21 protein-coding genes are annotated in these 23627 nt (G+C 62.8%); 3 read left to right on the top strand and 18 right to left on the bottom strand.

Translation table 11 applies throughout. The annotated features are described in order from the left end of the window. Positions 1-133 precede the first annotated feature (133 nt). The 14 genes from rfaD to gyrA all read right to left on the bottom strand — a co-directional run bounded on the left by rfaD (position 134) and on the right by gyrA (position 16452). The gene (gene rfaD / locus PTE30175_RS00945; protein WP_150695173.1) at positions 134-1141 is read right to left on the bottom strand and encodes an ADP-glyceromanno-heptose 6-epimerase; all 1008 of its coding nucleotides are present in this window, start codon (positions 1139-1141) and stop codon (positions 134-136) included. Between the two features lies 1 nt (position 1142). Further along, the gene (gene rfaE1, locus PTE30175_RS00940) at positions 1143-2114 is read right to left on the bottom strand and encodes a D-glycero-beta-D-manno-heptose-7-phosphate kinase (protein ID WP_150695172.1); all 972 of its coding nucleotides are present in this window, start codon (positions 2112-2114) and stop codon (positions 1143-1145) included. A gap of 11 nt (positions 2115-2125) precedes the next feature. Beyond that, positions 2126-3499 carry a UDP-glucose dehydrogenase family protein gene (locus tag PTE30175_RS00935; RefSeq protein WP_150695171.1) on the bottom strand — a complete coding sequence of 458 codons (1374 nt, stop codon included), beginning with the start codon at positions 3497-3499 and terminating at the stop codon, positions 2126-2128. A gap of 22 nt (positions 3500-3521) precedes the next feature. Then, complete coding sequence (gene lapB / locus PTE30175_RS00930) at positions 3522-4697, bottom strand: lipopolysaccharide assembly protein LapB (protein WP_150695170.1); 1176 nt, start codon at positions 4695-4697, stop codon at positions 3522-3524. A 72-nt stretch (positions 4698-4769) separates the two neighbouring features. Then, entirely contained in the window at positions 4770-5063 is a 294-nt protein-coding gene (locus PTE30175_RS00925; RefSeq protein ID WP_150695169.1) for a lipopolysaccharide assembly protein LapA domain-containing protein, read from the bottom strand. 344 nt (positions 5064-5407) lie between these two features. Beyond that, on the bottom strand, positions 5408-5701 hold the full coding sequence (locus tag PTE30175_RS00920) for an integration host factor subunit beta (RefSeq protein ID WP_150695168.1): 294 nt from the start codon (positions 5699-5701) through the stop codon (positions 5408-5410). Between the two features lie 12 nt (positions 5702-5713). Then, on the bottom strand, positions 5714-7417 hold the full coding sequence (gene rpsA, locus PTE30175_RS00915) for a 30S ribosomal protein S1 (RefSeq protein ID WP_150695167.1): 1704 nt from the start codon (positions 7415-7417) through the stop codon (positions 5714-5716). A gap of 151 nt (positions 7418-7568) precedes the next feature. Then, a complete protein-coding gene (cmk, locus tag PTE30175_RS00910; protein WP_150695387.1) occupies positions 7569-8261 on the bottom strand; it encodes a (d)CMP kinase in 693 nt (230 codons plus the stop codon). Positions 8262-8344: 83 nt separating this feature from the next. Continuing rightward, positions 8345-9667, bottom strand: a complete 1323-nt coding sequence (aroA, locus tag PTE30175_RS00905) for a 3-phosphoshikimate 1-carboxyvinyltransferase (RefSeq protein WP_150695166.1) — start codon at positions 9665-9667, stop codon at positions 8345-8347. Further along, positions 9667-10536, bottom strand: coding sequence for a prephenate dehydrogenase (locus PTE30175_RS00900; RefSeq protein WP_263596268.1), 870 nt, complete (start codon positions 10534-10536; stop codon positions 9667-9669). Before PTE30175_RS00900 ends, aroA begins: the two co-directional genes overlap by 1 nt. Before the next feature lie 81 nt (positions 10537-10617). Continuing rightward, complete coding sequence (gene pheA / locus PTE30175_RS00895) at positions 10618-11700, bottom strand: prephenate dehydratase (protein WP_150695164.1); 1083 nt, start codon at positions 11698-11700, stop codon at positions 10618-10620. A gap of 93 nt (positions 11701-11793) precedes the next feature. Continuing rightward, on the bottom strand, positions 11794-12903 hold the full coding sequence (gene serC, locus PTE30175_RS00890; protein ID WP_150695163.1) for a 3-phosphoserine/phosphohydroxythreonine transaminase: 1110 nt from the start codon (positions 12901-12903) through the stop codon (positions 11794-11796). Between the two features lie 194 nt (positions 12904-13097). Continuing rightward, on the bottom strand, positions 13098-13691 hold the full coding sequence (locus PTE30175_RS00885) for a DUF2059 domain-containing protein (protein WP_150695162.1): 594 nt from the start codon (positions 13689-13691) through the stop codon (positions 13098-13100). A gap of 130 nt (positions 13692-13821) precedes the next feature. Further along, entirely contained in the window at positions 13822-16452 is a 2631-nt protein-coding gene (gene gyrA / locus PTE30175_RS00880) for a DNA gyrase subunit A (protein ID WP_150695161.1), read from the bottom strand. 411 nt (positions 16453-16863) lie between these two features. Here gyrA and ompA point away from each other — a divergent pair, with 411 nt between their 5' ends. Continuing rightward, positions 16864-17535: an outer membrane protein OmpA gene (gene ompA / locus PTE30175_RS00875; RefSeq protein WP_150695160.1), complete on the top strand. Its 672-nt coding sequence runs from the start codon at positions 16864-16866 to the stop codon at positions 17533-17535. Positions 17536-17581: 46 nt separating this feature from the next. On the opposite strand, the gene PTE30175_RS00870 is transcribed toward ompA, so the two are convergent. After that, positions 17582-18292, bottom strand: coding sequence for a hypothetical protein (locus PTE30175_RS00870; protein ID WP_150695159.1), 711 nt, complete (start codon positions 18290-18292; stop codon positions 17582-17584). A gap of 460 nt (positions 18293-18752) precedes the next feature. On the opposite strand from PTE30175_RS00870, the gene PTE30175_RS00865 reads away from it, so the two are divergent. Together PTE30175_RS00865 and PTE30175_RS00860 are read left to right on the top strand one after the other, a co-directional pair. After that, positions 18753-19220, top strand: coding sequence for an EVE domain-containing protein (locus tag PTE30175_RS00865; RefSeq protein ID WP_150695158.1), 468 nt, complete (start codon positions 18753-18755; stop codon positions 19218-19220). Positions 19221-19351: 131 nt separating this feature from the next. Then, a complete protein-coding gene (locus PTE30175_RS00860; protein ID WP_150695157.1) occupies positions 19352-20053 on the top strand; it encodes an SIMPL domain-containing protein in 702 nt (233 codons plus the stop codon). A 62-nt stretch (positions 20054-20115) separates the two neighbouring features. On the opposite strand, the gene PTE30175_RS00855 is transcribed toward PTE30175_RS00860, so the two are convergent. From PTE30175_RS00855 to lgt, 3 genes are all read right to left on the bottom strand, one after another. Next, the gene (locus tag PTE30175_RS00855) at positions 20116-21651 is read right to left on the bottom strand and encodes a malonate--CoA ligase (protein WP_150695156.1); all 1536 of its coding nucleotides are present in this window, start codon (positions 21649-21651) and stop codon (positions 20116-20118) included. 124 nt (positions 21652-21775) lie between these two features. Beyond that, on the bottom strand, positions 21776-22579 hold the full coding sequence (locus PTE30175_RS00850; RefSeq protein ID WP_150695155.1) for an enoyl-CoA hydratase/isomerase family protein: 804 nt from the start codon (positions 22577-22579) through the stop codon (positions 21776-21778). 99 nt (positions 22580-22678) lie between these two features. After that, positions 22679-23569 carry a prolipoprotein diacylglyceryl transferase gene (lgt, locus tag PTE30175_RS00845; RefSeq protein WP_150695154.1) on the bottom strand — a complete coding sequence of 297 codons (891 nt, stop codon included), beginning with the start codon at positions 23567-23569 and terminating at the stop codon, positions 22679-22681. Positions 23570-23627 lie beyond the last annotated feature (58 nt).

The raw sequence follows: 23627 nt of genomic DNA, 5'->3' as shown, positions 1-23627 counted from the left end.
CTTCGGATGGAGATGGGATGAATGCATTCTAATCGACCCGGCCCCGCGCTGCTCATGCCCCGTCCGGCGGGCGATAAAAAACCCCGCGCCTGGCGGGGTTTCAGTACGGCGGCACACCGCGCCAGCTGCGTAATCAACGATTTTCCAGCAGCCAGCGGCAGTAGCGCGAAACACCTTCGCCGACGCTCAGGAACGGTGCCGCATAGCCGCCGTTGCGGCGCAGATTGTCGATGTTCGCCTGCGTAAAGCACTGATACTTGCCGCGCAGGGCGTCCGGAAACGGAATGTACTCGATCATGCGATGCTTGACGAGTTCCTCCAGCGGCAAGGCCGGCTTGCCTGCGTCCTCGCGCAGCGTATTGATGACTGCGACGGCGATATCGTTGAACGGCTGCGCCCGGCCCGTGCCCAGATTGAAGATGCCGCTGCGCTCCGGATGATCGAAGAAGTGCAGATTGACCTTGACGACGTCCTCGACGGACACGAAGTCGCGGCTTTGCATGCCGGCGCCATAGCCGTTGTATTCGCCGAACAGCTTGACGCGGCCCTCGGCGCGGAATTCGTTGAAGTTGTGGAACGCCACCGAGGCCATGCGGCCCTTATGGGCTTCGCGCGGCCCGTACACGTTGAAGTAACGGAAGCCGACAACCTGGCTCGGCAATTTGCCGCCGGCCTGGCGCATCATGCGGCGCACGACCTGGTCGAACAGGAACTTCGAATAGCCGTACACGTTGAGCGGCTTCTCGTGTTCGCGGTCTTCGACGAACACCTCCGATGCGCCGTAAGTCGCCGCCGACGACGCATACAGCAGCGGCACGCCTTGCGCGAGACACGCGTCGAGCAGCGCGCGCGTGTAGCGGAAGTTGTTTTCCATCATGTAGCGGCCATCGGTCTCCATCGTGTCGGAGCAGGCGCCTTCATGGAAAATCGCGCGTACGCGGCCGAACTCGCGGCGCGCGAAACGTGCCACGAACTCGGTCTTGTCGAGATAGTCGCTGATCTCGCAGTCGACGAGATTGCGGAACTTGTCGGCGCGCGTCAGGTTGTCGACGGCGACAATGTCGGTCTCGCCGCGGTCGTTGAGCGCCTTGACGATATTGGCGCCGACGAAGCCGGCCGCGCCGGTCACGATGATGGTCATGTCAGTTCGGAAAAAGTTCGGAGTAATCGACAGAAGCGGTGCCGAGCTTGCCCACCACGATGCTGCCCGCGCGGTTGGCATGCACGACCGCGTCGGCGAGCGGCAAGCCGGCGCCGAGCAGTACGGCCAGCGTCGCGATCACGGTGTCGCCCGCCCCGGAAACATCATACACTTCGCGCGCCTGCGCCGGCACGTTCATCACGCCCTCGCCCGTGAACAGGGTCATGCCCTCTTCCGAGCGCGTGAGCAGCAGGGCGTCGAGGTCAAGGCTGACACGCAGCTGCTGTGCGCGCGCCGTCAGATCGGCCTCCGATGTCCACTGCCCGACCACCTGCGTCAGTTCCGCACGATTCGGCGTCAGGATCGTGGCGCCCCGATAGCGCTCGTAGTCGCTGCCCTTCGGATCGACCAGCACCGGTTTGCCGGCAGCGCGCGCCGCCTCGATCATCGGCTGGACATGCGTCAGCCCGCCCTTGGCGTAGTCCGACAGCAACACCACGCCGTGCTGCGCGATGAGCTGACGGTACTGATCGAGCACCGTCAACAGGATCTCGTGGGCCGGCTGGTTTTCGAAGTCGATGCGCAGCAGTTGCTGCTGACGCGAGAGGATGCGCAGCTTGATGGTCGTCGACAGGTGGGCGTCGCGCGTGATGAACGGCGCCACGCCGCTCTCCCCCAGCAACTCAACGATCCGGTCACCCGGTTCGTCTTGCCCGACGACGCACAGCAGGCCCGCCGTCGCGCCCAGGGAGACAGCGTTGAGCGCAACGTTCGCCGCCCCGCCAAGGCGCTCTTCGTTGCGGCGTACGTGCACGACCGGCACCGGCGCCTCGGGGGAAATACGGTTGACGTCGCCAAACCAGTAACGGTCGAGCATCACGTCGCCCACCACAAGCACCCGCGAAGTGGCCAGCTGATCGCGGCTGACGGTGCGGGCGGCGGGCGCCGACAGCGCCGAAGTCGTCGAAGTCATCGCGGCTCCCCTTACACCGTCACATGCAGCGCGCGGCCGATGGCGTGGTATTCGATGCCGAGTTCGCGCATGGCTTCCGGCTCGTACAGATTACGGCCATCGAAAATCAGCGGCAGCTTCAGTTCCGTTTTCACGCGCTCGAAGTTCGGGCTGCGGAACGCCTTCCATTCCGTGACGATGACGAGCGCGTCGGCGCCGGCCAGCGTGTCATTCTGCGTCGCGCAGAAGGTAATACGCGCATGCGCATCAGGACGATCAGCAAAATCCAGCGCAATGACACGGCGCGCTTCATCCATCGCCACGGGGTCGTAGACTTTGACGCGCGCGCCGCGCGCGATCAGCTCGGCAATCACGCGCCGGCTCGGCGCTTCGCGCATGTCGTCCGTGTTCGGCTTGAACGCGAGCCCCCACAGCGCGAAGGTCCGGTCGGACAGATCCTCGCCCAGACGCGCGACGACCTTGCCGATCAGGACTTCCTTCTGATGATCGTTGACCTCTTCGACGGCGTTCAGAATGCGTAGCGGCAGGCCGTAATCCGAGGCGGTGCGCACGAGCGCCTGCACATCCTTCGGGAAACACGAGCCGCCGTAGCCGCAACCGGCATACAGGAAGTGATAGCCGATACGCGGGTCCGAGCCGATGCCCTGGCGCACCTGTTCGATGTCGGCGCCGACGCGATCGGCCAGATTGGCCAGTTCGTTCATGAACGAAATCCGCGTGGCCAGCATGGCGTTCGCCGCGTACTTCGTGAACTCCGCCGAGTGGACATCCATGTACAGCGTGCGCTCGTGATTGCGGTTGAACGGCGCATACAGACGCTTCATCGTTGCCTTGGCACGCAGACCGGCGTCATCCTCGTCGCTGCCGAGCACGATACGGTCGGGGCGCATGAAGTCTTCGACAGCCGCGCCTTCCTTCAGGAATTCGGGATTCGAGACCACCGAGAATTCGACGTCGAGCTTGCGCGCCTTCAGTTCCTCGGTGATCGCGGCGCTCACCCTGTCGGCGGTGCCGACCGGCACGGTCGACTTGTCGACTACCACCTTGAAATCGGTCGCGTAACGGCCGATGTTGCGTGCTGCGGCCACGACATACTGGAGGTCGGCCGAGCCGTCTTCGTCGGGCGGCGTGCCGACGGCGATGAACTGCACTTCGCCATGCGCCACGGAAGCCGGAATATCTGTCGAGAATTGCAGGCGGCCTGCCTCACGATTGCGCGCAATGATTTCCTGCAGTCCGGGCTCGTGAATCGGGACACCGCCGCTGTTCAGGATTTCGATCTTGCGCGGATCCACGTCAAGACAGAACACGTCGTTGCCGAGTTCGGCGAGGCATGCTCCGGTGACCAGGCCGACGTATCCGGTGCCGATAATGGTAACTTTCATGATGTTTTAGCGAAAAAAATAATCAGGTACTTGCCGCCACGTCGGCGCGGCGGGGTGTGTAGGTTTCCCAGCCGGTACAGCCTGGGCATTGCCAATAGAACAACCGGGCACGGAAACCGCATTGATCGCAGACGTAGCGTGGCAACGATTTGGTGCGCTGCTGGACCAGCTTGGCCATCAATTGCAAATCGGCCTGCGTCTGACCATCGGCCGCGGCGGCACGCGCCTCAAGCAGTTTCGTCATGCCCTGCGCGCTCGGCGCGCGCTGCATGCTTTCGCGCATCAGCGCAAGCGCAGCGCCGGCGCCTTCGAGCGCGAGCGTCTTCTCGTAGACGATCTCGAGCAGATCGTCAGACGGATTCTTGAACAGCGCGTCACGCAACAGCGCCACGCCCTCCGGCGCGCGTCCGAGCGCCTCATACGCGCGCATCAGCCGCTTGGCCGCCAGGCCCAGGTATATCGGATTCTGCTGCTCGATGTCGCGCAACGCGCGCAGGGCGCCCTGCGCATCGCCGGCCGCCAGCAGCAAATCGCCGCGCAACAGCGTCGCCCGGACATTGGCGGGGTTGGCGCGCAAGGCGGCGTCGAGTTCGCCTGCCACCGCCGGCATATCCTTGCGCTGCATGGCTTCCTGCGCAAGCTCGCAATGGAATTGTGCGATTTCCTTCTGATACGACACCGACGGATCCTGCTCCGCGATCTGTTCGGCCGCCACCAGCGCCTTCTGCCACTCTTTCTCGATTTGATAGATGGTCAGCACGCTATGTTGCGCGGCCTTGGCATAACTGCCGGTTTGCAGCCGGCCGAAGGTGTCCTCTGCACGGTCGAGCAAACCCGCCTTGAGGAAGTCGTGGCCGAGTTCGAACAGCGCATGCTCCTGGTCGGCTTGCGGCAGGTCGTCCCGGGAAAGCAGGTTCTGATGCACGCGAATGGCCCGCTCGGTTTCGCCGCGGCGGCGAAACAGACTGCCAAGCGCGAAGTGCAGTTCCGTAGTTTCCGGGTCGAGCTTGGCGACCTCGATGAAGGCGTCGATGGCCTTGTCGGGCTGCTCGTTGAGCAGGAAATTGAGCCCGCGGAAATAGGACCGCGGCAAGTTGCTGCTCTCGGAGAGCAGGCTGCGCAGGTCGAATCGGGCAGCAGCCCAGCCCATGCCGAAAATCACGGGGATGGCGAGCAGCCACCAAACCTCGAATTCCATTATGCGATTACGTCCGGTTTCGTCCGTGTACGGGCGGTTGGAAGGGGTTTCGACGCAGCGTGCCGCGCAGCATCAGACCGGCGGCAGCATCGGCGGTTGATCGACCGCATTCGGATCGTTTTGGGCGCGTGCGAGTTCACGTCGGGCACGACGCAACTCCAGGCGGATACGCATCAGGCTCGGCAGCGTCGCGAGCACACCGATTACGCCGCCCACGACGAAAAACGCCAGGCCGATCATGATGAGCGGCGCCGTCCAGATATGGCCGAGGAACAGGTTCAGCGTGACTTCCGCAGTATTGGCCAGCGCCAGACTCAGGAGAAACAGAAAGACGACGAGTCGAATGATCCAAACAATCAGCTTCATGCCGAAAGGCTCCCGCAGCAGGATTGCCGTATGTTGAGGCGCACCACAGGCACCGCCACCGCCCTCGCGAGGCGCGGGCGGCACGTGCAGCGCGCGACGTGCGGCTATTGTACCGGATGTGCCCCGTCAAACGACGCAGCGTACTCGTTGCCGTCACAAGCCACGCCGTTTACGCGCGTGATGCGCACGATACGAGCCTCGGCCCATGGCCGAAGCCATGCTCGGTTGAACTTGATTTGCCAGCCCGTACACACCCGGGAAGCCCGGGGTGCTTCAAAAAGCCGGACGCAAAAAAAGCGCCCGCAGGCGCTTTCCTTGCTTGGCAAATCCCAAAACGGGCCAGATTACTGGTCCGACGCCTTGTGATCAACCCGCTCGCGCAGTTCCTTGCCCGGCTTGAAATGCGGCACGAATTTCTCCGGCACCAACACTTTCTCGCCCGACTTGGGGTTGCGCCCGACGCGCGGCGGCCGCCGGTTGAGCCCAAAACTGCCGAATCCGCGGATCTCGATCCGATGACCGCGCGCAAGCGCTTCCGTCATCGCATCGAGAATGGTCTTGACCGCGAAATCCGCGTCCTTGAGCACCAACTGGGGAAACCGCGCCGCCAACTGGTTGACCAATTCAGACTTGGTCATAAGCCCTGGACCTTACTGGTTCTGGCTGTCCAGCTTGGCCTTGAGCAACGCACCCAGGTTGGTGGTGCCGCTGGCAGCGGAGCTGTCCGTTGCCATCTTGCTCATGGCTTCCTGCTGTTCGGCCGAATCCTTGGCCTTGATCGACAGGTTGATGTTGCGCGACTTGCGATCGATGTTGACGATCATCGCATTGACGGCATCACCTTCCTTGAGCACGTTACGGGCATCTTCCACGCGGTCGTGGGCGATTTCCGAAGCACGCAGGTAACCTTCAACGTCATCGCCCAGCGAGACGACGGCACCCTTCGGGTCGACGGCCTTGACGGTACCGTTGACGATCGAGCCCTTGTCGTTGATGGCCACGAAGTTGTTGAACGGATCGCCTTCGAGTTGCTTGATACCCAGCGAGATGCGTTCCTTGTCGACGTCGATGCCCAGAACCACGGCTTCGACTTCGTCGCCCTTCTTGTACTTGCGCACGGCGTCTTCGCCGGTTTCGCTCCACGACAGGTCCGACAGGTGCACCAGACCGTCGATGCCGCCCGGCAGGCCGATGAACACGCCAAAGTCGGTGATCGACTTGATGCCGCCCTTGATCTTGTCGCCCTTCTTGAAGTTGCGCGAGAAGTCATCCCAGGGATTCGGCTTGCACTGCTTCATGCCCAAGCTGATACGGCGACGGTCTTCGTCGATTTCCAGGACCATGACTTCGACTTCGTCGCCCAGCTGGACAACCTTGGTCGGGGCCACGTTCTTGTTGGTCCAGTCCATTTCCGACACGTGAACCAGGCCTTCGATGCCCGATTCCACTTCGACGAACGCGCCGTAGTCGGTGATGTTGGTAACCTTGCCGAACAGGCGGGTGCCTTGCGGGTAACGGCGAGCAATGCCTTCCCACGGATCTTCGCCGAGTTGCTTGACGCCCAGCGAGACACGGCCCTTCTCTTGATCGAACTTGAGAATTTTGGCGGTGACTTCCTGGCCAACCGACAGGACTTCGCTCGGGTGACGCACGCGACGCCATGCGATGTCGGTGATGTGCAGCAGGCCGTCGATACCGCCCAGATCCACGAACGCGCCGTAGTCGGTGATGTTCTTGACCACGCCCTTGACGATCGCGCCTTCCTTCAGCGTTTCGAGCAGCTTGGCGCGCTCTTCGCCCTGGGTGGCTTCGATCACGGCGCGGCGCGACAGCACAACGTTGTTGCGCTTGCGGTCGAGCTTGATGACCTTGAATTCGAGGGTCTTGCCTTCGTACGGGGTCGTGTCCTTGACCGGACGCGTATCGACCAGCGAGCCCGGCAGGAACGCACGGATGCCGTTGACCATGACAGTCAGGCCGCCCTTCACCTTGCCGGTGATGGTGCCGGTGACCAGGTCGCCCGACTCCAGGGCCTTTTCCAGTTGCAGCCACGAGGCCAGACGCTTGGCCTTGTCGCGCGACAGCACGGTGTCGCCGTAGCCGTTTTCCAGGGCATCGATCGCCACGGAAACGAAATCGCCGGACTGAACCTCGACCTCGCCCTGATCATTCAGGAATTCTTCGATGGGGATGTACGCTTCGGACTTCAAGCCGGCGTTAACGACCACGAAGTTGTGGTCAACCCGCACGACTTCAGCGCTGATGACTTCACCAGCGCGCATGTCTTGGCGGGAGAGCGACTCTTCGAACAGAGCCGCGAATGATTCGTTGGTCGAGGTTTGCAGGTCGGACATAAATGTGGATTACGCCATCGGACTTCGTCAATTCGTCTCAAGGCCCCGGACAATCCGGATTCGGGGGAATGACGTCGCCGCAACGGAAGGGTTAGAAGTTAATTAACAACGCCCGGGAGACATGTCGGCATGACAGCCACGACGACTTCTCTCAGGCACCTTGCGGATACTGCGCTTGTGCGAACCATTCGAGCACCCGGGACACCGCCTCATCGACGTTGAGCCCGGACGTATCGAGCACCCGCGCACCTTCTGCCGGCCTGAGCGGCGCTTCCGCACGAGTACGATCCCGGGCATCCCGCGCTTCCAGATCCAACAGAAGACTATCTATATTAGCAGAAAAACCTTTTTCTATCAATTGCTTATAGCGCCGCTGCGCGCGGGCCTGCGGGGTGGCCGTCAGGAACACCTTCAAATCGGCTTCCGGGAAAATCACCGTGCCCATGTCGCGGCCGTCCGCGACGAGGCCCGGCGCGGTCTTGAAGGCCCGCTGCAACGCCACGAGCGCATGGCGCACCGAGGGATGCACGGCGATCGAGGAAGCCTGGTTGCCGATCGCCTCGGCCCGAATCGCATCCGACACGTCTTCGCCCGCGAGCCAGATGCGCTGATCGGCAAAGCGGACGTCGAGCGTCTCGGCCAACACGGCCAATGCGCCGGAATCGTCCGGGTCAATGCCGTGGCGCGCGCTCGCCAGGGCCGTCAGCCGGTACAGCGCGCCGCTATCAAGATAGTGAAAGCCCAAGGCATCCGCGACACGATGCGCCACCGTGCCCTTGCCCGACGCGGTCGGCCCGTCCACGGTAATGACGGGAATCGAATCATCCGCTATCAAATCTGACATCCAATTGTCCTGATCTATTATTGCCGCCTGGAAAGAAAATTTTCCTTGTAGATGAAAATGATTATCGTGCAATTGGCCGACAGTCAGCGTGCGACGCGCGAGAACTCGGCGAAATAATCAGGGAACGTCTTGGCCACGCATTTCGGATCGTTGATCGTTACGGGCACACCGCCCAGGCTCACCAGCGAAAAACACATCGCCATGCGGTGATCGTCGTACGTATCGATGGCTGCGCCCGGCGTGAGCGATACGGGCGGCGTGACGCGCAGATAGTCCGCGCCCTCCTCGACGGTCGCGCCGACCTTGCGCAACTCCGTCGCCATCGCGGCAAGCCGGTCCGTTTCCTTCACGCGCCAGCTTGCGATATTGCGCAGCGTGGTCGTACCGTTCGCGAACAGCGCCGCCACCGCGATCGTCATCGCCGCATCGGGAATATGGTTGAAGTCCATGTCGACGGCGCGCAGTTTGCCGTCCGGCGTGTCGATGCCGGCAACTTCGATGGCATCGTCATGCAGCACGACGCGCGCGCCCATCGCTTCAAGCGCTTCGGTGAACCGGACGTCGCCCTGAATGCTGTCGCGCCCCACACCTTCCACGCGCAGCGGCCCTTTGCCGATCGCACCCGCGGCGAGGAAGTACGATGCCGACGACGCATCGCCCTCGACGCGAATCTCGCCCGGGCTGCGGTAGGCCGCTCCGCTGGCCCCTGCCGACGGCAATGTGAAACGCGACCAGCCGTCTTGCTTGACGTCGATCCCGAAGCGGCGCAGCAGGCGCAACGTGATGTCGATATACGGTTTCGAAATCAGCTCGCCATCGACTTCGACGACGATCTCGCCGCTCGCGCAAGGCAACAGCGGCAACGTCATCAGCAGGGCCGTCAGGAACTGGCTCGAGACATCGCCGCGCACCTTGATCGGCGCGGCGCTCGCCTGTACCGCCGACGGATGGACATGCAGCGGAGGGAAGCCGGCGTTGCCGAGGTAATCAATCTGCGCGCCGAGTTGCCGCAGGCCGTCGACGAGATCGCCGATCGGACGCTCATGCATGCGCGCGACGCCTGAAATTTCATAGTCGCCGCGGTTCAGCGCGAGCGCCGCCGTCAACGGCCGGATCGCCGTACCGGCGTTGCCCATGAACAACTTTGCCGACTTGATCGGGAAGTCGCCGCCGCAACCGTCCACGATGAAATCGCGCGACTCGCCTTGCTGCGTCCACGACACGCCGAGCGTGCGCAGCGCATCGAGCATGACGCGGGTATCGTCGGACGCGAGCAGGTCGCGCACCCGTGTGCGGCCACGGCTCAATGCCGCGAGCAGCAGAACGCGGTTGGAAATGCTTTTCGAGCCGGGCAAACGGATCGTGCCTTCGGCATGGCCGTACGGGCCGAGATTCAGAGTTTCCATTACTTTTCCTGTTGCTTGGCCCATTGCGTACGCGCCTGACTCGCGCGCAGGAACACGGCTTCGAGCCCCGCACCGTCGCCCGCGGCAATCGCCGTGCGCAGCGCGCCGAGCGTGGCCAGGTAGCCGTCGAGTTCGGTGAGCAATGCGTCGCGATTGGCCACGCAGATATCGCGCCACATTTCGGGATTCGAGGCCGCGATGCGCGTGAAGTCGCGAAAGCCGCCGCCCGCAAAATCGAATTTCAGGGCGGCGTCCGGCGCGTCGAGCATCTGCGCGATCAGTGCGTACGACAGCACGTGCGGCAGATGGCTCACGGATGCGAACACACGGTCGTGCTGCTCGGCGCTCATCTCCGATACGCGCGCACCGGCGGCTTCCCACATCTCGCGCACCCGGCTCACGTCTTGTGCGCGATTGTCATGCTGCGGGCACACGACCACGCGGCGCTTGACGTAAAGATCGGCCTTGGCCGCCGCCACGCCGCTCAGTTCCGCGCCCGCGATCGGATGGCCCGGCACGAATCGCCAGGCGGCGTCGCCAAGCACCCGGCGCGCGGCCGCCACGGCATCGCACTTCGTGCTGCCGGCGTCCGTCACGATGGTGCCGCCCGACAAGTGCGGCGCAATGGCCTGCAGCAGTGCCGGCGTCTGTGCCACCGGCGCCGCAAGTACGACGATGTCCGCGTCGCGCACGGCCTCGCGTGCGTCGAGTGCGATGTCGATCACGCCCAGCGCTACGGCGCGCTCAAGCGACGCGGCGCTGCGGCCCACGCCAACGACCTGTTCGGCCACACCCGCGGCCTTCAGTGCCTTGGCGAGCGAGCCGCCGATGAGTCCCACGCCGAAGATGGCGAGTTTTTGAATGTTCATACGTCGTTCGCGGCGTGCTTGACGCTGCGTTGTGTGTCTTGCAGGACACCGCGTTGGGCGCAGCGCCGAAAGCATCCGCGCTCAACCCGCGCGCGGATACGAACCGAGAATCTTGCAGTACGCGGCGTGCTGGCGCAGTTCCTCCAGCGCGGCGGCGACCTTGTCGTCGTTACGATGACCTTCGATGTCGACGTAGAAGTAGTATTCCCACGCACCGCTCTTGGCCGGACGCGACTCGAAACGCGACATCGACACGCCATGACGGGCGAGCGGCTCGAGCAGCTTCACGACCGCGCCGGCGCGGTTCGGCACCGACAGGATCAGCGACGTCTGGTCACGCCCGCTCGGATCGGGATCGAGCGTGCCGATCACGACGAAACGCGTTCGATTGTGCGGATCGTCCTGAATATGCGTATGCGCGATTTGCAGGCCGTACTTGATCGCCGCAGCATCGCCCGCGATGGCCGCCACGGTCGAATCGGCGGCCGCCAGGCGCGCGCCTTCGGCGTTGCTCGCCACGGCCTGACGCTCAAGTTGCGGGTAGTTCGCCGTCAGCCAGTGCTGGCATTGCGCGAGCGACTGCGCGTGCGCGCACACGCGTGTCACGCCGTCAAGCTTGCCGCTTTGCGTCATCAGGTTGTGATGGATCGGCAACGCCACTTCGCCACTGATCGTCAACGGACTTTGCAGCAGCAGATCAAGCGTGCGCGACACGACGCCTTCCGTCGAATTCTCGACCGGCACCACGCCGAAATCGGCGCCCCCGGCCTCCACGCTGCGAAAGACTTCGTCGAGCGACGGGCATGGCTGCCCAGTCACGCTCTGGCCAAAATGCGAAAACGCAGCCTGTTCGCTGTATGTCCCGGCGGGGCCAAGATAGGCGACCGTCGAGACCTTCTCCAGCGCGCGGCTGGCCGACATGATTTCACGCCAGATCGCGGCAAGATTGTCGCCATACAACGGACCGGCGTTGGCTTCCTGCAAACGCGTAATGACCTGCAGTTCACGCTCGGGCCGGAACACCGGCGCGCCGAAGCGCTTCTTGACTTCGCCGACCTCAAGCGCGACAGCAGCGCGCTGGTTGAGCAGCGCCAGCAGTTGTTGGTCGATGGCATCGATTTTCTCGCGCAGCGGGCGCAACGATGCGTTCAGATCGTCTTCCATGGATAGCTTCTTGTGTCGGTGCGGCATGAGACTCCGCCTTATTCTGCGCGCCGCGTCGGAGGCATGTCCGGCCGCGCGGCGCCTGCATTTCCGTCAGCCGTGGCTGCGCTCAAATTCGCGCAGGTAATCGACCAGGGCTGTCACGCCCTCGAGCGGCATCGCGTTGTAGATCGATGCGCGCATGCCGCCCACGGACTTGTGGCCCTTGAGCTGCAGCAGCCCGCGCTCGCGCGCGCCGGCAAGGAATACATCGTTGAGGGTTTCGTCGTGCAGGAAAAACGGCACGTTCATGCGCGAGCGGCAGTCCTTCGCGACTGCGGTGCGGTAGAAACCGCTATTGTCGAGATATCCATACAGCAGCTCGGCCTTCGCCTTGTTCTGCGCCTCCATGGCGGCCAGGCCGCCGCGGCGCTTGAGCCACTGGAACACGAGGCCGGCGATATAGATCGCGTAGGTCGGCGGCGTGTTGTACATCGAATCGTTCTCGGCAACCGTTTTCCAGTGGAAGGCCGTCGGGCACACCGGCAGCGAGCGGTCGAGCAGGTCGTCGCGCACGATGACGAGCGTCAGCCCCGAAGGACCAATGTTCTTCTGCGCGCCGCCGTAGATCACACCGAACCGGCTCACGTCGAGCGGCCGCGACAGGATATGCGACGAGACGTCCGCGACGAGCGGCACATCCGGCAAGCCGGCGGCGGCAAGATCGGGCGTCCAGAAATATTCGACGCCGTGGATGGTTTCATTCGTGCAGACGTGCACGTACGCCGGATCCTTCGACAACCGCCATTCGGCCTGCGCAGGCAGGCGCGTGAATTTGTCGGCCTCGGTCGAGGCGGCGATGTTGACGTCGCAATAACGCCGCGCTTCCTTCTGCGACTTGACCGACCAGGCGCCGGTCACGACATAGTCCGCCGTGCGGCGTTCGTCAGGCCGCTGACCCAGCAGGTTCATGGGGATGATCGCGTTCTCCGCGAGCGCCCCGCCCTGCATGAACAGGATGCGGTAGTTGTCGGGCACGGCGAGCAGTTCGCGCAGGTCGGCCTGTGCCTGGGCGAGGATGCTCATGAACTCGCGGCCGCGATGGCTCATTTCCATCACGCCCATGCCGGCACCGTGCCAGTCGAGCATTTCCTCGGCGGCCTGCTGAAGGACCTCCGCGGGCAGCGCCGCCGGACCGGCGGAGAAGTTGAAAGCGCGCGTCATATTGGTAACTGCTGTAAAAGTGAAGCGCAAACCCCCGAGCGCGCCCAGGCAGCTTGCGTTTCGCCTTTTGCTTGGCGAACCGGCACGTGCCGGTGGCTCAGAGGCCGCCGAACGCCGCATCCGGCCAGCATAATGCAAATGGCCGTTTGCGAACCATCAGCAAACGGCCATTATGGGTCAAACCCGGCAGAAAATCACTTCTTGGCGGGCGCCTTGGCAGCCGGACCCGACTTTGCGACTGCCGCGACTTCCTTGACCGCCAGATCCTTCGACGTGTCGACGGACGACTTCATGTACTTTTGCATCAGGCCACCGACCACTTCCTGGCCAACCTGATCCTGCACCTTGATGTACTTCTGGCCGACCGGGCTCTTGTAGAAATTGGTCAGACCCTTGATCTCATCCGTGGTGTAGTACTTGCCGTAAGCCGTGTACTGAGCCTGGATGGCATCGTTCTTGAAGGCGTCGGAGTTGAACACCTTGCCGGCCTGATCCACCAGCTTCGGCATGGCGTTTTGCTGAAGCGACGGCACGGCGGCCTGCTTCTGCTGGTCCGACATGGTCTTGTTCTCGACCAATGCCTGTTCCAGGATGGCGGGAACCATCTGCTTGGCTTGTTGCTGCGCGCCTTCGCCGATTGCAGCGACCAGCTTGTTGGCGTCAATCGCGTCCAGCAGATCCTTGATGGCCGCCTTTTTTTCGGCGTCCAACGGGGCGCTTGATTGTGCCATCGCCATTGCCGGCGCTGCCATCAGCAGCCACATCCACTTTTTGACGTTGTATTGCATAGTATGAGTCACTCCAAAATTCGCGGGCCTGGGCCCCCGATGAATAGATGCATCCTCGCCTGAGTTATTCACTGCATCCGGCCAGATTCTACTGACTTCTCTGGATTTTCCGCTTAAAGCTTACAACGATTTACGATTCGGTTGCCTCGCCGGCATCCGCATCGGCCCCACCATTTTCACCATTCTCACCGCCGTCCCCGACTTCGGCGTCGGTTTCGACGATGCGCTGCAGACCGGACAGGGTCGTGCCCTCGTCCAGGCTGATCAGCGTGACGCCCTGCGTGGCCCGGCCCATTTCCCGGATTTCCGAGACACGGGTACGAATCAGCACGCCGCCAGTGGTGATCAGCATGATTTCATCGTCAGGCTCGACAAGCGTCGCGGCCACCACGCGGCCGTTGCGCTCGCTCGTCTGGATTGCAATCATACCCTTAGTGCCACGGCCGTGGCGCGTATATTCCACGATCGAAGTGCGCTTGCCGTAGCCGTTTTCGGTCGCCGTCAGCACGGACTGCTGCTCATTCTCGGCAACCAGCAGCGCGATAACCGTCTGACCGTCGTCGAGCTGCATGCCGCGCACCCCGCGCGCCTCGCGGCCCATCGGACGCACGTCGTTCTCGTCGAAACGCACCGCCTTGCCGGCGTCGGAGAACAACATGACGTCGTGGGCGCCATCGGTAATCGCAGCGCCGATGAGCACATCGCCTTCGTCCAGATTGACGGCGATGATGCCCTTCTTGAGTGGCCGGCTGAAGGCTTCGAGCGGCGTCTTCTTGACGGTCCCGAGGCTCGTGGCCATGAAGACATAGCGGTCGGCCGAGAATTCCTTGACCGGCAACACGACGTTGATCTTCTCGCCGTCCATCAGCGGGAACATATTGACGATCGGGCGGCCGCGCGAGTTGCGCGAACCCTGCGGCACTTCATAGACCTTGATCCAGTACACGCGGCCACGGTTCGAGAAGCACAGGATCGTGTCGTGCGTATTGGCAATGAACAGCGTGTCGATCCAGTCGTCTTCCTTCGTCGCGGCGGCCTGCTTGCCGCGCCCGCCGCGCTTCTGCGCACGGTATTCGGACAACGGCATCGACTTGATATAGCCGGAGTGCGACAGCGTGACGACCATGTCCTGAGGCGTGATCAGGTCTTCGGTGTCGAGTTCGGTCGCGTTCGGCTCGATGTGCGAGCGGCGCGCGTCGCCGAATTCGGCGCGAACGGCGGTCAGTTCCTCGCTGATGATGACCGTGATACGAGCCGGCTTGGCCAGGATGTCGAGCAGATCGGCGATCTGCGACATGACTTCCTTGTACTCGGAGACGATCTTGTCCTGCTCGAGACCGGTCAGGCGCTGCAGACGCATCTGCAGGATTTCCTGTGCCTGCGTGTCGGACAGACGGTACATGCCGTCGCCCTGCATGCCGACAGCCGGGTCGAGCCCTTCCGGGCGGAAGGCCTCGCGGCCGCCCGCGGCATCCGCTTCGGCGCGCGAAAGCATCTCGCGCACGACCGACGAATCCCACGACTTGTCCATCAGCGCCGCCTTGGCGATCGGCGGCGTCGGCGCCGCCTTGATGATGGCGATGAATTCGTCGATGTTGGCCAGCGCGACGGCAAGGCCTTCAAGCACGTGGCCGCGATCACGGGCGCGGCGCAGTTCGAAAATGGTACGGCGCGTGATCACTTCGCGGCGGTGAGCCAGGAAGTGGGTCAGCATTTCGCGCAGATTCAGCAGTTTCGGCTCACCGTCGACCAGCGCGACCATGTTCATGCCGAACGTGTCCTGCAACTGCGTATGCTTGTACAGGTTGTTCAGTACGACTTCAGGGACTTCGCCACGCTTGAGTTCGATGACAACGCGCATGCCGCTCTTGTCGGACTCGTCGCGAATGTCGGAAATACCTTCCAGGCGCTTCTCGTTGACGAGCTCGGCAATACGCTCCAGCAGCGAGCGCTTGTTCACCTGGTACGGCAGTTCGTCGACGATGATCGCGACGCGCTGGCCGCGGTCGATGTCTTCGAAGTGGGTCTTGGCGCGCATGACCACGCGCCCGCGGCCTGTGCGATACCCCTCACGCACGCCCGAGATGCCGTAAATGATGCCGGCCGTCGGGAAATCCGGCGCCGGAATGATCTCGATCAGTTCGTCGACCGTGGCATCGGGGTTTTTCAGCAGGTGCAGGCAAGCCTCGACAACCTCGTTGAGGTTGTGCGGCGGAATGTTGGTGGCCATGCCGACCGCGATGCCCGACGAACCGTTGAGCAACAGGTTCGGAATGCGGGCCGGCAGGATGGCCGGCTCCTTTTCGCTGCCGTCGTAGTTCGGCCCGAAGTCGACCGTTTCGCGGTCGATGTCGGCGAGCAGCTCATGGCCGATCTTGGCCATGCGGATTTCGGTGTAACGCATGGCCGCGGCATTGTCGCCGTCGACCGACCCGAAGTTGCCCTGGCCATCGACCAGCATGTAGCGCAACGAAAAGTCCTGCGCCATGCGAACGATCGTGTCGTATACAGAAGCATCACCGTGAGGATGGTACTTACCGATGACGTCACCGACGATACGCGCCGACTTCTTGTAGGCGCGATTCCAGTCGTTGTTCAGCTCGTGCATGGCGAACAGCACGCGCCGGTGCACCGGCTTCAGGCCATCCCGCACGTCCGGCAAGGCGCGGCCCACAATCACGCTCATTGCGTAACTGAGGTATGACCGGCGCATTTCTTCTTCCAGCGAAATCGGGAGGGTTTCTTTGGCGAACTGATCCATTATCCGTATCTATCAAACGCAAATCGCGATAGGCGGGTGCCGGCGATATGATCATGCGATTCTAACATGCGCAGCATCCCCCTCCGAAATCCGCGTGCTGCGTCGCACAAGCGATCCCGAGGACGCCAAAACGACAGTGACGAGCGCATGACAAAGGCTGATACAAGGCACCCGCTTTTGTGTTGCGCACACACCACAATCGCGTCACGAGGGGCGGGAATCCTGGGTTTTTTCTCGCGGCCCCGAGAGTCGCTATGGCAAAATGCCGAGGCATAAGTTAGACATTACTCGAAGTGTATGGGCAATGCCTTGGCAGAAATGGCGATGTTATACTCCGAGCGATGTAAGACTTTGGTTTCGTCGTCTAGGCTCGCAGTAAACCTGCGGTAATCTCATTTCGAGAGGAGAAATATGAATAAATTCGCTAAGCTCGCGATCGTTGCAGCTACCGCAGTGATGGCTGCATCGGCTATGGCTCAAAATTATGTCCAGACCGCTCCGGGTCCGATCGCGGCCTCGAAACAAGATGTGAACGACAACTGGGTCAACGGTAGCGGCGAGTGGGTTTGGAAAAACGGCTCGGACGAACTGTGCTGGCGCGATGCCAACTGGACCCCGGCGACGGCGAACGCCAAGTGCGACGGCTCGATCATCGCCCAGGCTGCACCGGCTCCGGCACCGGCACCGGCACCGACGCCGGCACCGGCCAGCCAGAAGGTGACGTACCAAGCTGACGCCCTGTTCGATTTCGACAAGGCTGTCCTGAAGCCGGAAGGCAAGGAAAAGCTGAACGACCTGGCCTCGAAGATCCAGGGCATCAACCTGGAAGTCGTGGTTGCCACGGGCCACACCGACCGCATCGGTAGCGACAAGTACAACGACCGTCTGTCGGTCCGTCGCGCTGAAGCCGTCAAGGCCTATCTGGTGAGCAAGGGCATCGAAGCCAACCGCGTCTACACGGAAGGCAAGGGCAAGCGCAACCCGGTCAAGACGGATTGCAACCAGAAGAACACCAAGGCACTGCACGAATGCCTGGCACCGAACCGCCGCGTTGAAGTCGAAGTGGTCGGCACCAGCAAGTAAATCGTCTCACGACGATGAAAGAACCCCGCCACGGCGGGGTTTTTTTTCAGGCTTCGCTGGCGAGTTGTGGATACTGGCGTTTTACCATGAAGGTCATGAGCGCCCTGACCGGCCGGTCGCGCCACCAGGCGCCGGTTTCCAGCGGCTTGAACATCATGCGGGCAGCTGCCTCGACCGGCATGTACTGCTTCATGACGTCGCCTGATATTTCCAGGAAGGTTTCCCAGGTCATCGGCGCGAACGGCTGTGGCGAGCGCCAGAAATCGTTCAGCGGTTCGAACGCGAAGGCGAGATCTTCATCGCGCACCAGTTCGCTGCGGGCCACGATCGTGCGGAGCCGTCTGATCACCCCGTGCTGCTCGACCGCGTTATAGCGGTCGAACGTCTTGCGGAAATAGCGATAGTGGCCCACCTCTTCGGCGCTGAGCTTGTGCATCATCTGCTTGAGCTCCTCGGTCGGCATAAAGCTTTCCAGACAGCGGTACATCATGGCGGTCTGCGTCTCCGTCACGCAACGTGAGAGCGCCTCGAGCGCCAGCGACGGGCGCATGTACTGGACATCACAACGCGGCTTGTAGCGATCCAGAAAAGCGGCGTACGCCGGGTGCCAGTCGAACTCCGGCCAGACCCGTGCGATATAGTCGCGCGCCAGGCGGCCGTGTTCGACCTCTTCCGGCAGCCAGGTGTCGCGCAGCCACCCTTGCATTTCGTCGTCCTCGGCGTACATCTGATTGAGGGTCTCGACGAATTCGGGCACGCTCGTCTCAACGAACGAGACGGTCGCCAGTGTGTAGAAAATATACGCATTGGATCGAACAGACGGCTCTGCTGCCATGACACGCTCCCAAGATCGGTTAGACATGTATGCTAGAAGCTCGCTCGTACGGTCCGGATTGGCCGAGGATCGCCGCAGCGCGTGCCAACGGCTGGACGGCGGACAGTCCCGGACCTCGCTACCCCGTAGTGGTGCTCGACTTATAGTATAGGAATTACTGGAATGATGCAGCGCCGCAATATCGCTGACATATTTCCATGCATTGTCACTACTGCATTCGAGGCCGTGGCCCCCGACAGGTTCAACGTGATACGCTGCCGCATTGAATGGAACCGTTACCGTATGTTACGGCGCTTGCCATCGCGGACCAGGCATCGTGCGGCCGTGCGCGTTCCGTTTTCCCGTGATCCCTTTGCTACCCGACTGCCCAGACCGCTGCCCCATGACGCACCGCTATTGGCTGATGAAATCCGAACCCGAAGAGGCCAGCATCGACGACCTGGCTGCCGCCGCGCACCAGACCTTGCCGTGGACCGGCGTTCGCAACTACCAGGCCCGGAATTTCATGCGCGACGGCATGAAGATTGGCGACGGCGTCCTCTTCTACCATTCCAGTTGCGCAGTGCCCGGCATCGCCGGCCTGGCGACGGTCGCCTCCACGCCGTATCCCGATCCGACCCAGTTCGACCCCAAGAGCAAGTATTTCGATCCGAAGTCGACGCCGGAGAATCCTCGCTGGTTGCTCGTCGACGTCAAGCTTGACCGCAAGACTTCGCTGATCCCGCTGACGACCTTGCGTGAGACGCCCGAACTTGCGCAGATGCAGGTGCTCACGCGCGGCAACCGGCTATCGATTACGCCGGTCGCGCCCGAGCATTGGCGCTACATTACCGGGCGTATGTTGAAGTAATCCTCGGGGAACCAATCTGCGCATGCGGCCGTCTCTGAAGGGCCCGGCGGACCTCTCTCTCATTGACGATTGACGTCCGGCGGATGCAGATGCACCTTTGCATGATGCAGTCTCAAATCTAGAGGATGCCTATGAAACTCAAATCGGCTGCCGCCGCCCTTCTCCTCGCCGCCGCCGGCGCCGCCCACGCACAGGCGGGCGAATTCCATGCCCCTGTCGCGGGCGTGTTGAGCCTGGACGCGCAAGCTACGGCCGACGTCCCGCAGGATACCGTGCATATCACCATGTTCGCCGAACAGCAGGGCAGCGATCCCGCCGCCATTTCCGCCGCGCTGAACCGCAAGGCGGCCGACGCCGTGAAGATCGCGAAGGCGCAGACTGACGTTGACGTCCAGACCGGCAACGTATCGCTGTATCCGACGAGCGACCGTGACGGCCGCATTTCGGCGTGGCGCGGCCGCACCGAATTATTGTTGAAGTCGAAGGATTTCCCGGCAGCGTCGCGCCTGGCGAGCCAGCTGAGCGGCCAGATGCAGATTGGCGGCGTATCGTTCTCGTTATCGCGTGAAGCGCAGCGCGCCACCCAGGCCAAGCTCACGGAACAGGCGATCGCGTCGTTCCGCGAGCAGGCGCAGAGCAATGCACGCGCCTTCGGCTACGGCGGCTACACCATTCGTCAGGTCCAGGTTGGCCAGAACGCGCCGATCATGCCGCGCCAATACATGGTCATGAGCGCGATGGCTGACAAGGCGGCGGCGCCTGCCATGCCGCTCGAAGGCGGCAAGGCGCAGGTCACCGTCACCGTGTCCGGCTCGGTCCAGATGACCCGGTAATGAAGCACAAAGGGAGGGGACACATGCCCCTCCCCGACGTTCACCGACAACGCCAGCCGCAGTCACATCACCGCAAACCGCTCCCGCAGCAAATTCTTCTGCACCTTGCCCATCGCATTACGCGGCAGTTCCGAGACAAAGTGAACGCGCTTGGGCACCTTGAAGTTGGCGATCTTCTGCTTGAGCGCGCCGATCACTGCGGCCTCATCGGGCACCGCGCCGCCTCGGGGCACGATCACGGCGACCACCGCCTCGCCGAAATCCGGATGCGGCACGCCGATCACGGCCGATTCGGCCACGCCCGTCATCTCGTCGATGAATCCCTCGATCTCCTTCGGATACACGTTGAACCCGCCCGAGATGATCAGGTCCTTGGAGCGCCCCACGATGTGCAAGTACCCGTCGTCGTCGAATTTACCCACATCGCCCGTCTTGAAGTAGCCGTCCTCCGTGAACTCGTCCGCCGTCTTCTCCGGCATCCGCCAGTAGCCGGCGAACACATTCGGTCCGCGTACCTGGATGTGACCGATCTCCCCCTGCCCGCTGGCCACCCCGGCATCGTCGACAATACGCACGAACACCCCCGGCAGCGGCACCCCCACCGTTCCTGCGCGGCGCACCTGCGCGGCCTCGCCGCGGTACGGATTCGAGACCAGCATGACCGTTTCCGACATCCCGTAGCGCTCGAGAATCGTGTGCGCCGTACGTTCGCGGAATGCCTCGAACGTCTCCCGCAGCAGCGGCGCAGAGCCCGACACGAACAGACGGATCTGCTCGCATGCCTGCCGGTCGAGCCCCGCTTCGGCCAGCAGGCGCACGTAGTAGGTCGGCACCCCCATGAAGACCGTCGAGCGCGGCAAATGGCGTAGCACCTGCTGCGCATCGAACTTCGGCAGCCAGATCATCTTGCTGCCCGACAGAAGCGCCGCGTGACTCGCCACGAACAGCCCGTGCACGTGGAAGATCGGCAACGCATGCAGCAAGACGTCGCTACCTGCCGGACGATCGGCCCAGCCCCAGAACTCATGCAGCACGCGCGCATTGCTCGCGAGATTGCCGTGTGACAACATCGCGCCCTTGCTGCGGCCTGTCGTCCCGGACGTGTACAGGATCGCGGCGAGATCCTCCGGCGCGCGCGGCACCGTCGCGAACGTGTCCGAATGATACGCCGCACGTTCGAGCAGCGACCCCGTACGGTCGTCGCCCAGCGTGAAGACATGTCCCACGTTCGCCTTGAATGCCACCTTCGACACCCAGCCGAAATTCGCGGGGCTGCACACTACGACCGACGGTTCCGCATTTTCGACAAAGTATGCAATCTCCGCCTCACGATACGCAGTGTTCAGCGGCAGATACACCAACCCCGCACGCAGCGTCGCGAGATACAGGAGCAAAGCTTCGGGCGACTTCTCGACCTGCACCGCGACGCGCGCGCCCTGTGGCAGATCGAGACTGGCCAGCAAATGGGCCAGGCGTGCGGAAGCATGCTCCATATCGTCCCAGCTGTAATAAAGACCGTCCGGCGTTTCGATCGCACAGGCGGACATGTCGGCGGGAAAACGGGCGGCAAACTGTGTATAAAGATTGGCGTCGGACATCGTCAATGGGGCGCACCGGTCGTGCGCAAAAAAATCATGTCGAATCATCGTTGGGCGGCAGCCGGCTTGAATGGCCGGCGGTGTCACATGATAGCGGCTGATCGCCAGATCATCGGGTAGTGAATCACCGGCCCGTGAAGCGCGGCGCACGCTTTGCGAGGAACGCCTCGACGCCCTCCCGGTGGTCATCCGAATTCCAGTAGGCGAATGCCGCCTGCCATTCCGCTTCCGAGAGTGGCGGCACCGGCGGCGACAGCCGCGCAATCAATTGCTTGTTGATGCGTGCCGCCAACGGTGCGCCCGCAGCGATCCGCCGCGCTGCCGCGTACGCTGCGTCCGCGACATCCATATCGGCGGCGACACGCGTCAGCAACCCCTTCTCCTGCGCTTCCGCCGCGCCGAAAACGCGGCCCTCGAGCAGGATCTCCAGCACGGTCGCCCGGCCAGCCAGCGCGAGCACCCCGCGCAGTTCTCCCGGCGCCATCGGAAAGCCCAGCTTGTTGATCGGCACGCCGAACCGGCTGCCCTCTCCCGCGATACGCAGATCGCAATGCGCTGCGATCTCGAGCCCGCCGCCGACACACACGCCCTCGATCAGCGCCACGGTCGGATGCCGGCACGCGGCCAACGCGTCCAGCGCCGGACCAATGATCTCCCCGTGGTAGTGCCGCAAGGCATCGTAGCTGCCGCGCTGCACCGGGAATTCCTCGATGTCTGCGCCCGCCGCGAAATTACCGTCCTCGCCGCGCACCACGATGACCCGCACCCGCTCGTCAACATCGAGCGCGACGGCCATCTCCCGCAGCGCTTGCCACATCGCCGCCGATATCGCGTTGAGCTTGCCGGGATTGGACAGCGACAGCGTGACGATGCCGTCGGCCAATGCGCTGTCGTCACGCCGCACTGCCCCTGCTGATGTCCCGCTCATCGCGGCCCTCCTGCTCGATTCATGCCTGTGTAAGGGTTCGGAGACTCGACCGCGTCGTTACCGACACTGAATGCTTCGGCCTGAGTCGTTTGCCCCGAATCATGCCGGACGATGGGCTCCCTTGCGCCGGTAAGACCACCACAACATCCACACGCCGACGATCACCATCGGCAAGGATAGCCATTGGCCCATTGACAGGCCAAGCGACAACAACCCCAGGAAGCTGTCCGGCTCTCGCGTGAACTCGACCAGGAATCGGAATGCGCCGTAGCCGATCAGGAACATGCCCGAGACCGCGCCGACCGGTCGCGCGCGCCGCGCGAAAATCCACATCACGAGGAACAGCGCAATGCCTTCGAGGGCAACCTCGTAGAGCTGCGACGGATGACGCGTCAGGCCTTGGTACTGCGTCCAGACGGCTTGCAGCCCCATGTCAGCCAGGCGCTGCGGATGCGACGCCGCCCAAATGGCGTCCTCCTGCGCCGCTTGCGGGAACAGCATCGACCACGGTGCATCGGCGCGCGTGACACGCCCCCACAATTCGCCATTGATGAAGTTGCCCAGACGGCCGGCCGCCAGGCCCAGCGGAATCAGCGGCGCGATCATGTCCGTGCCGCTCAGCAGCGGTTGGCCGCGCTTTCGCGTGAACAGCCACATCGCTACCAGCACGCCGAGGAAGCCGCCGTGGAACGACATACCCCCCTCCCACACCTTGAAGATGTCGAGCGGGTTCGCCAGGTAATACGACAACTTGTAGAAAATCACGTAGCCGAGACGGCCGCCGAGGATCACGCCGAGCACACCGTAGAACAGCATGTCGTCGAGATCCTGCGCGCGCCAACCTTGCGCGGCAATGTGCGGCTGGCGCACGCGCAGGCGGCCTACCGTCAGGAACAGAAGGAATGCGACGAGGTACATGAGACCGTACCAGCGGATCGCCAAGGGGCCGAGATGAATCGCGACCGGATCGAATTGAGGATGAATCAGCATGGATCAGAAGAATGAATTCGCAATCAAAAGTTCCTGACGTACCGCGGTTTCGCCCACG

This window comes from Pandoraea terrae, assembly GCF_902459695.1.
In the GTDB taxonomy this organism is placed as follows: Bacteria; Pseudomonadota; Gammaproteobacteria; order Burkholderiales; family Burkholderiaceae; genus Pandoraea; species Pandoraea terrae.
The sequence above is the reverse complement of the archived record's forward strand: the minus strand, read 5'-3'. Positions and strand labels throughout refer to the sequence as shown.

What these genes read in the sequence shown, in the direction of transcription:
- pheA (WP_150695164.1), bottom strand. Translation starts at nt 11,700, where the DNA reads ATGGAAGACGATCTGAACGCATCGTTGCGCCCGCTGCGCGAGAAAATC.
- rfaD (WP_150695173.1), bottom strand. Translation starts at nt 1,141, where the DNA reads ATGACCATCATCGTGACCGGCGCGGCCGGCTTCGTCGGCGCCAATATC.
- PTE30175_RS00935 (WP_150695171.1), bottom strand. Translation starts at nt 3,499, where the DNA reads ATGAAAGTTACCATTATCGGCACCGGATACGTCGGCCTGGTCACCGGA.
- PTE30175_RS00860 (WP_150695157.1), top strand. Translation starts at nt 19,352, where the DNA reads ATGAAACTCAAATCGGCTGCCGCCGCCCTTCTCCTCGCCGCCGCCGGC.
- PTE30175_RS00920 (WP_150695168.1), bottom strand. Translation starts at nt 5,701, where the DNA reads ATGACCAAGTCTGAATTGGTCAACCAGTTGGCGGCGCGGTTTCCCCAG.
- PTE30175_RS00925 (WP_150695169.1), bottom strand. Translation starts at nt 5,063, where the DNA reads ATGAAGCTGATTGTTTGGATCATTCGACTCGTCGTCTTTCTGTTTCTC.
- gyrA (WP_150695161.1), bottom strand. Translation starts at nt 16,452, where the DNA reads ATGGATCAGTTCGCCAAAGAAACCCTCCCGATTTCGCTGGAAGAAGAA.
- rfaE1 (WP_150695172.1), bottom strand. Translation starts at nt 2,114, where the DNA reads ATGACTTCGACGACTTCGGCGCTGTCGGCGCCCGCCGCCCGCACCGTC.
- serC (WP_150695163.1), bottom strand. Translation starts at nt 12,903, where the DNA reads ATGACGCGCGCTTTCAACTTCTCCGCCGGTCCGGCGGCGCTGCCCGCG.
- aroA (WP_150695166.1), bottom strand. Translation starts at nt 9,667, where the DNA reads ATGGAAACTCTGAATCTCGGCCCGTACGGCCATGCCGAAGGCACGATC.
- PTE30175_RS00850 (WP_150695155.1), bottom strand. Translation starts at nt 22,579, where the DNA reads ATGAGCGGGACATCAGCAGGGGCAGTGCGGCGTGACGACAGCGCATTG.
- PTE30175_RS00865 (WP_150695158.1), top strand. Translation starts at nt 18,753, where the DNA reads ATGACGCACCGCTATTGGCTGATGAAATCCGAACCCGAAGAGGCCAGC.
- rpsA (WP_150695167.1), bottom strand. Translation starts at nt 7,417, where the DNA reads ATGTCCGACCTGCAAACCTCGACCAACGAATCATTCGCGGCTCTGTTC.
- PTE30175_RS00855 (WP_150695156.1), bottom strand. Translation starts at nt 21,651, where the DNA reads ATGTCCGACGCCAATCTTTATACACAGTTTGCCGCCCGTTTTCCCGCC.
- cmk (WP_150695387.1), bottom strand. Translation starts at nt 8,261, where the DNA reads ATGTCAGATTTGATAGCGGATGATTCGATTCCCGTCATTACCGTGGAC.
- ompA (WP_150695160.1), top strand. Translation starts at nt 16,864, where the DNA reads ATGAATAAATTCGCTAAGCTCGCGATCGTTGCAGCTACCGCAGTGATG.
- lgt (WP_150695154.1), bottom strand. Translation starts at nt 23,569, where the DNA reads ATGCTGATTCATCCTCAATTCGATCCGGTCGCGATTCATCTCGGCCCC.
- PTE30175_RS00885 (WP_150695162.1), bottom strand. Translation starts at nt 13,691, where the DNA reads ATGCAATACAACGTCAAAAAGTGGATGTGGCTGCTGATGGCAGCGCCG.
- lapB (WP_150695170.1), bottom strand. Translation starts at nt 4,697, where the DNA reads ATGGAATTCGAGGTTTGGTGGCTGCTCGCCATCCCCGTGATTTTCGGC.
- PTE30175_RS00900 (WP_263596268.1), bottom strand. Translation starts at nt 10,536, where the DNA reads ATGAACATTCAAAAACTCGCCATCTTCGGCGTGGGACTCATCGGCGGC.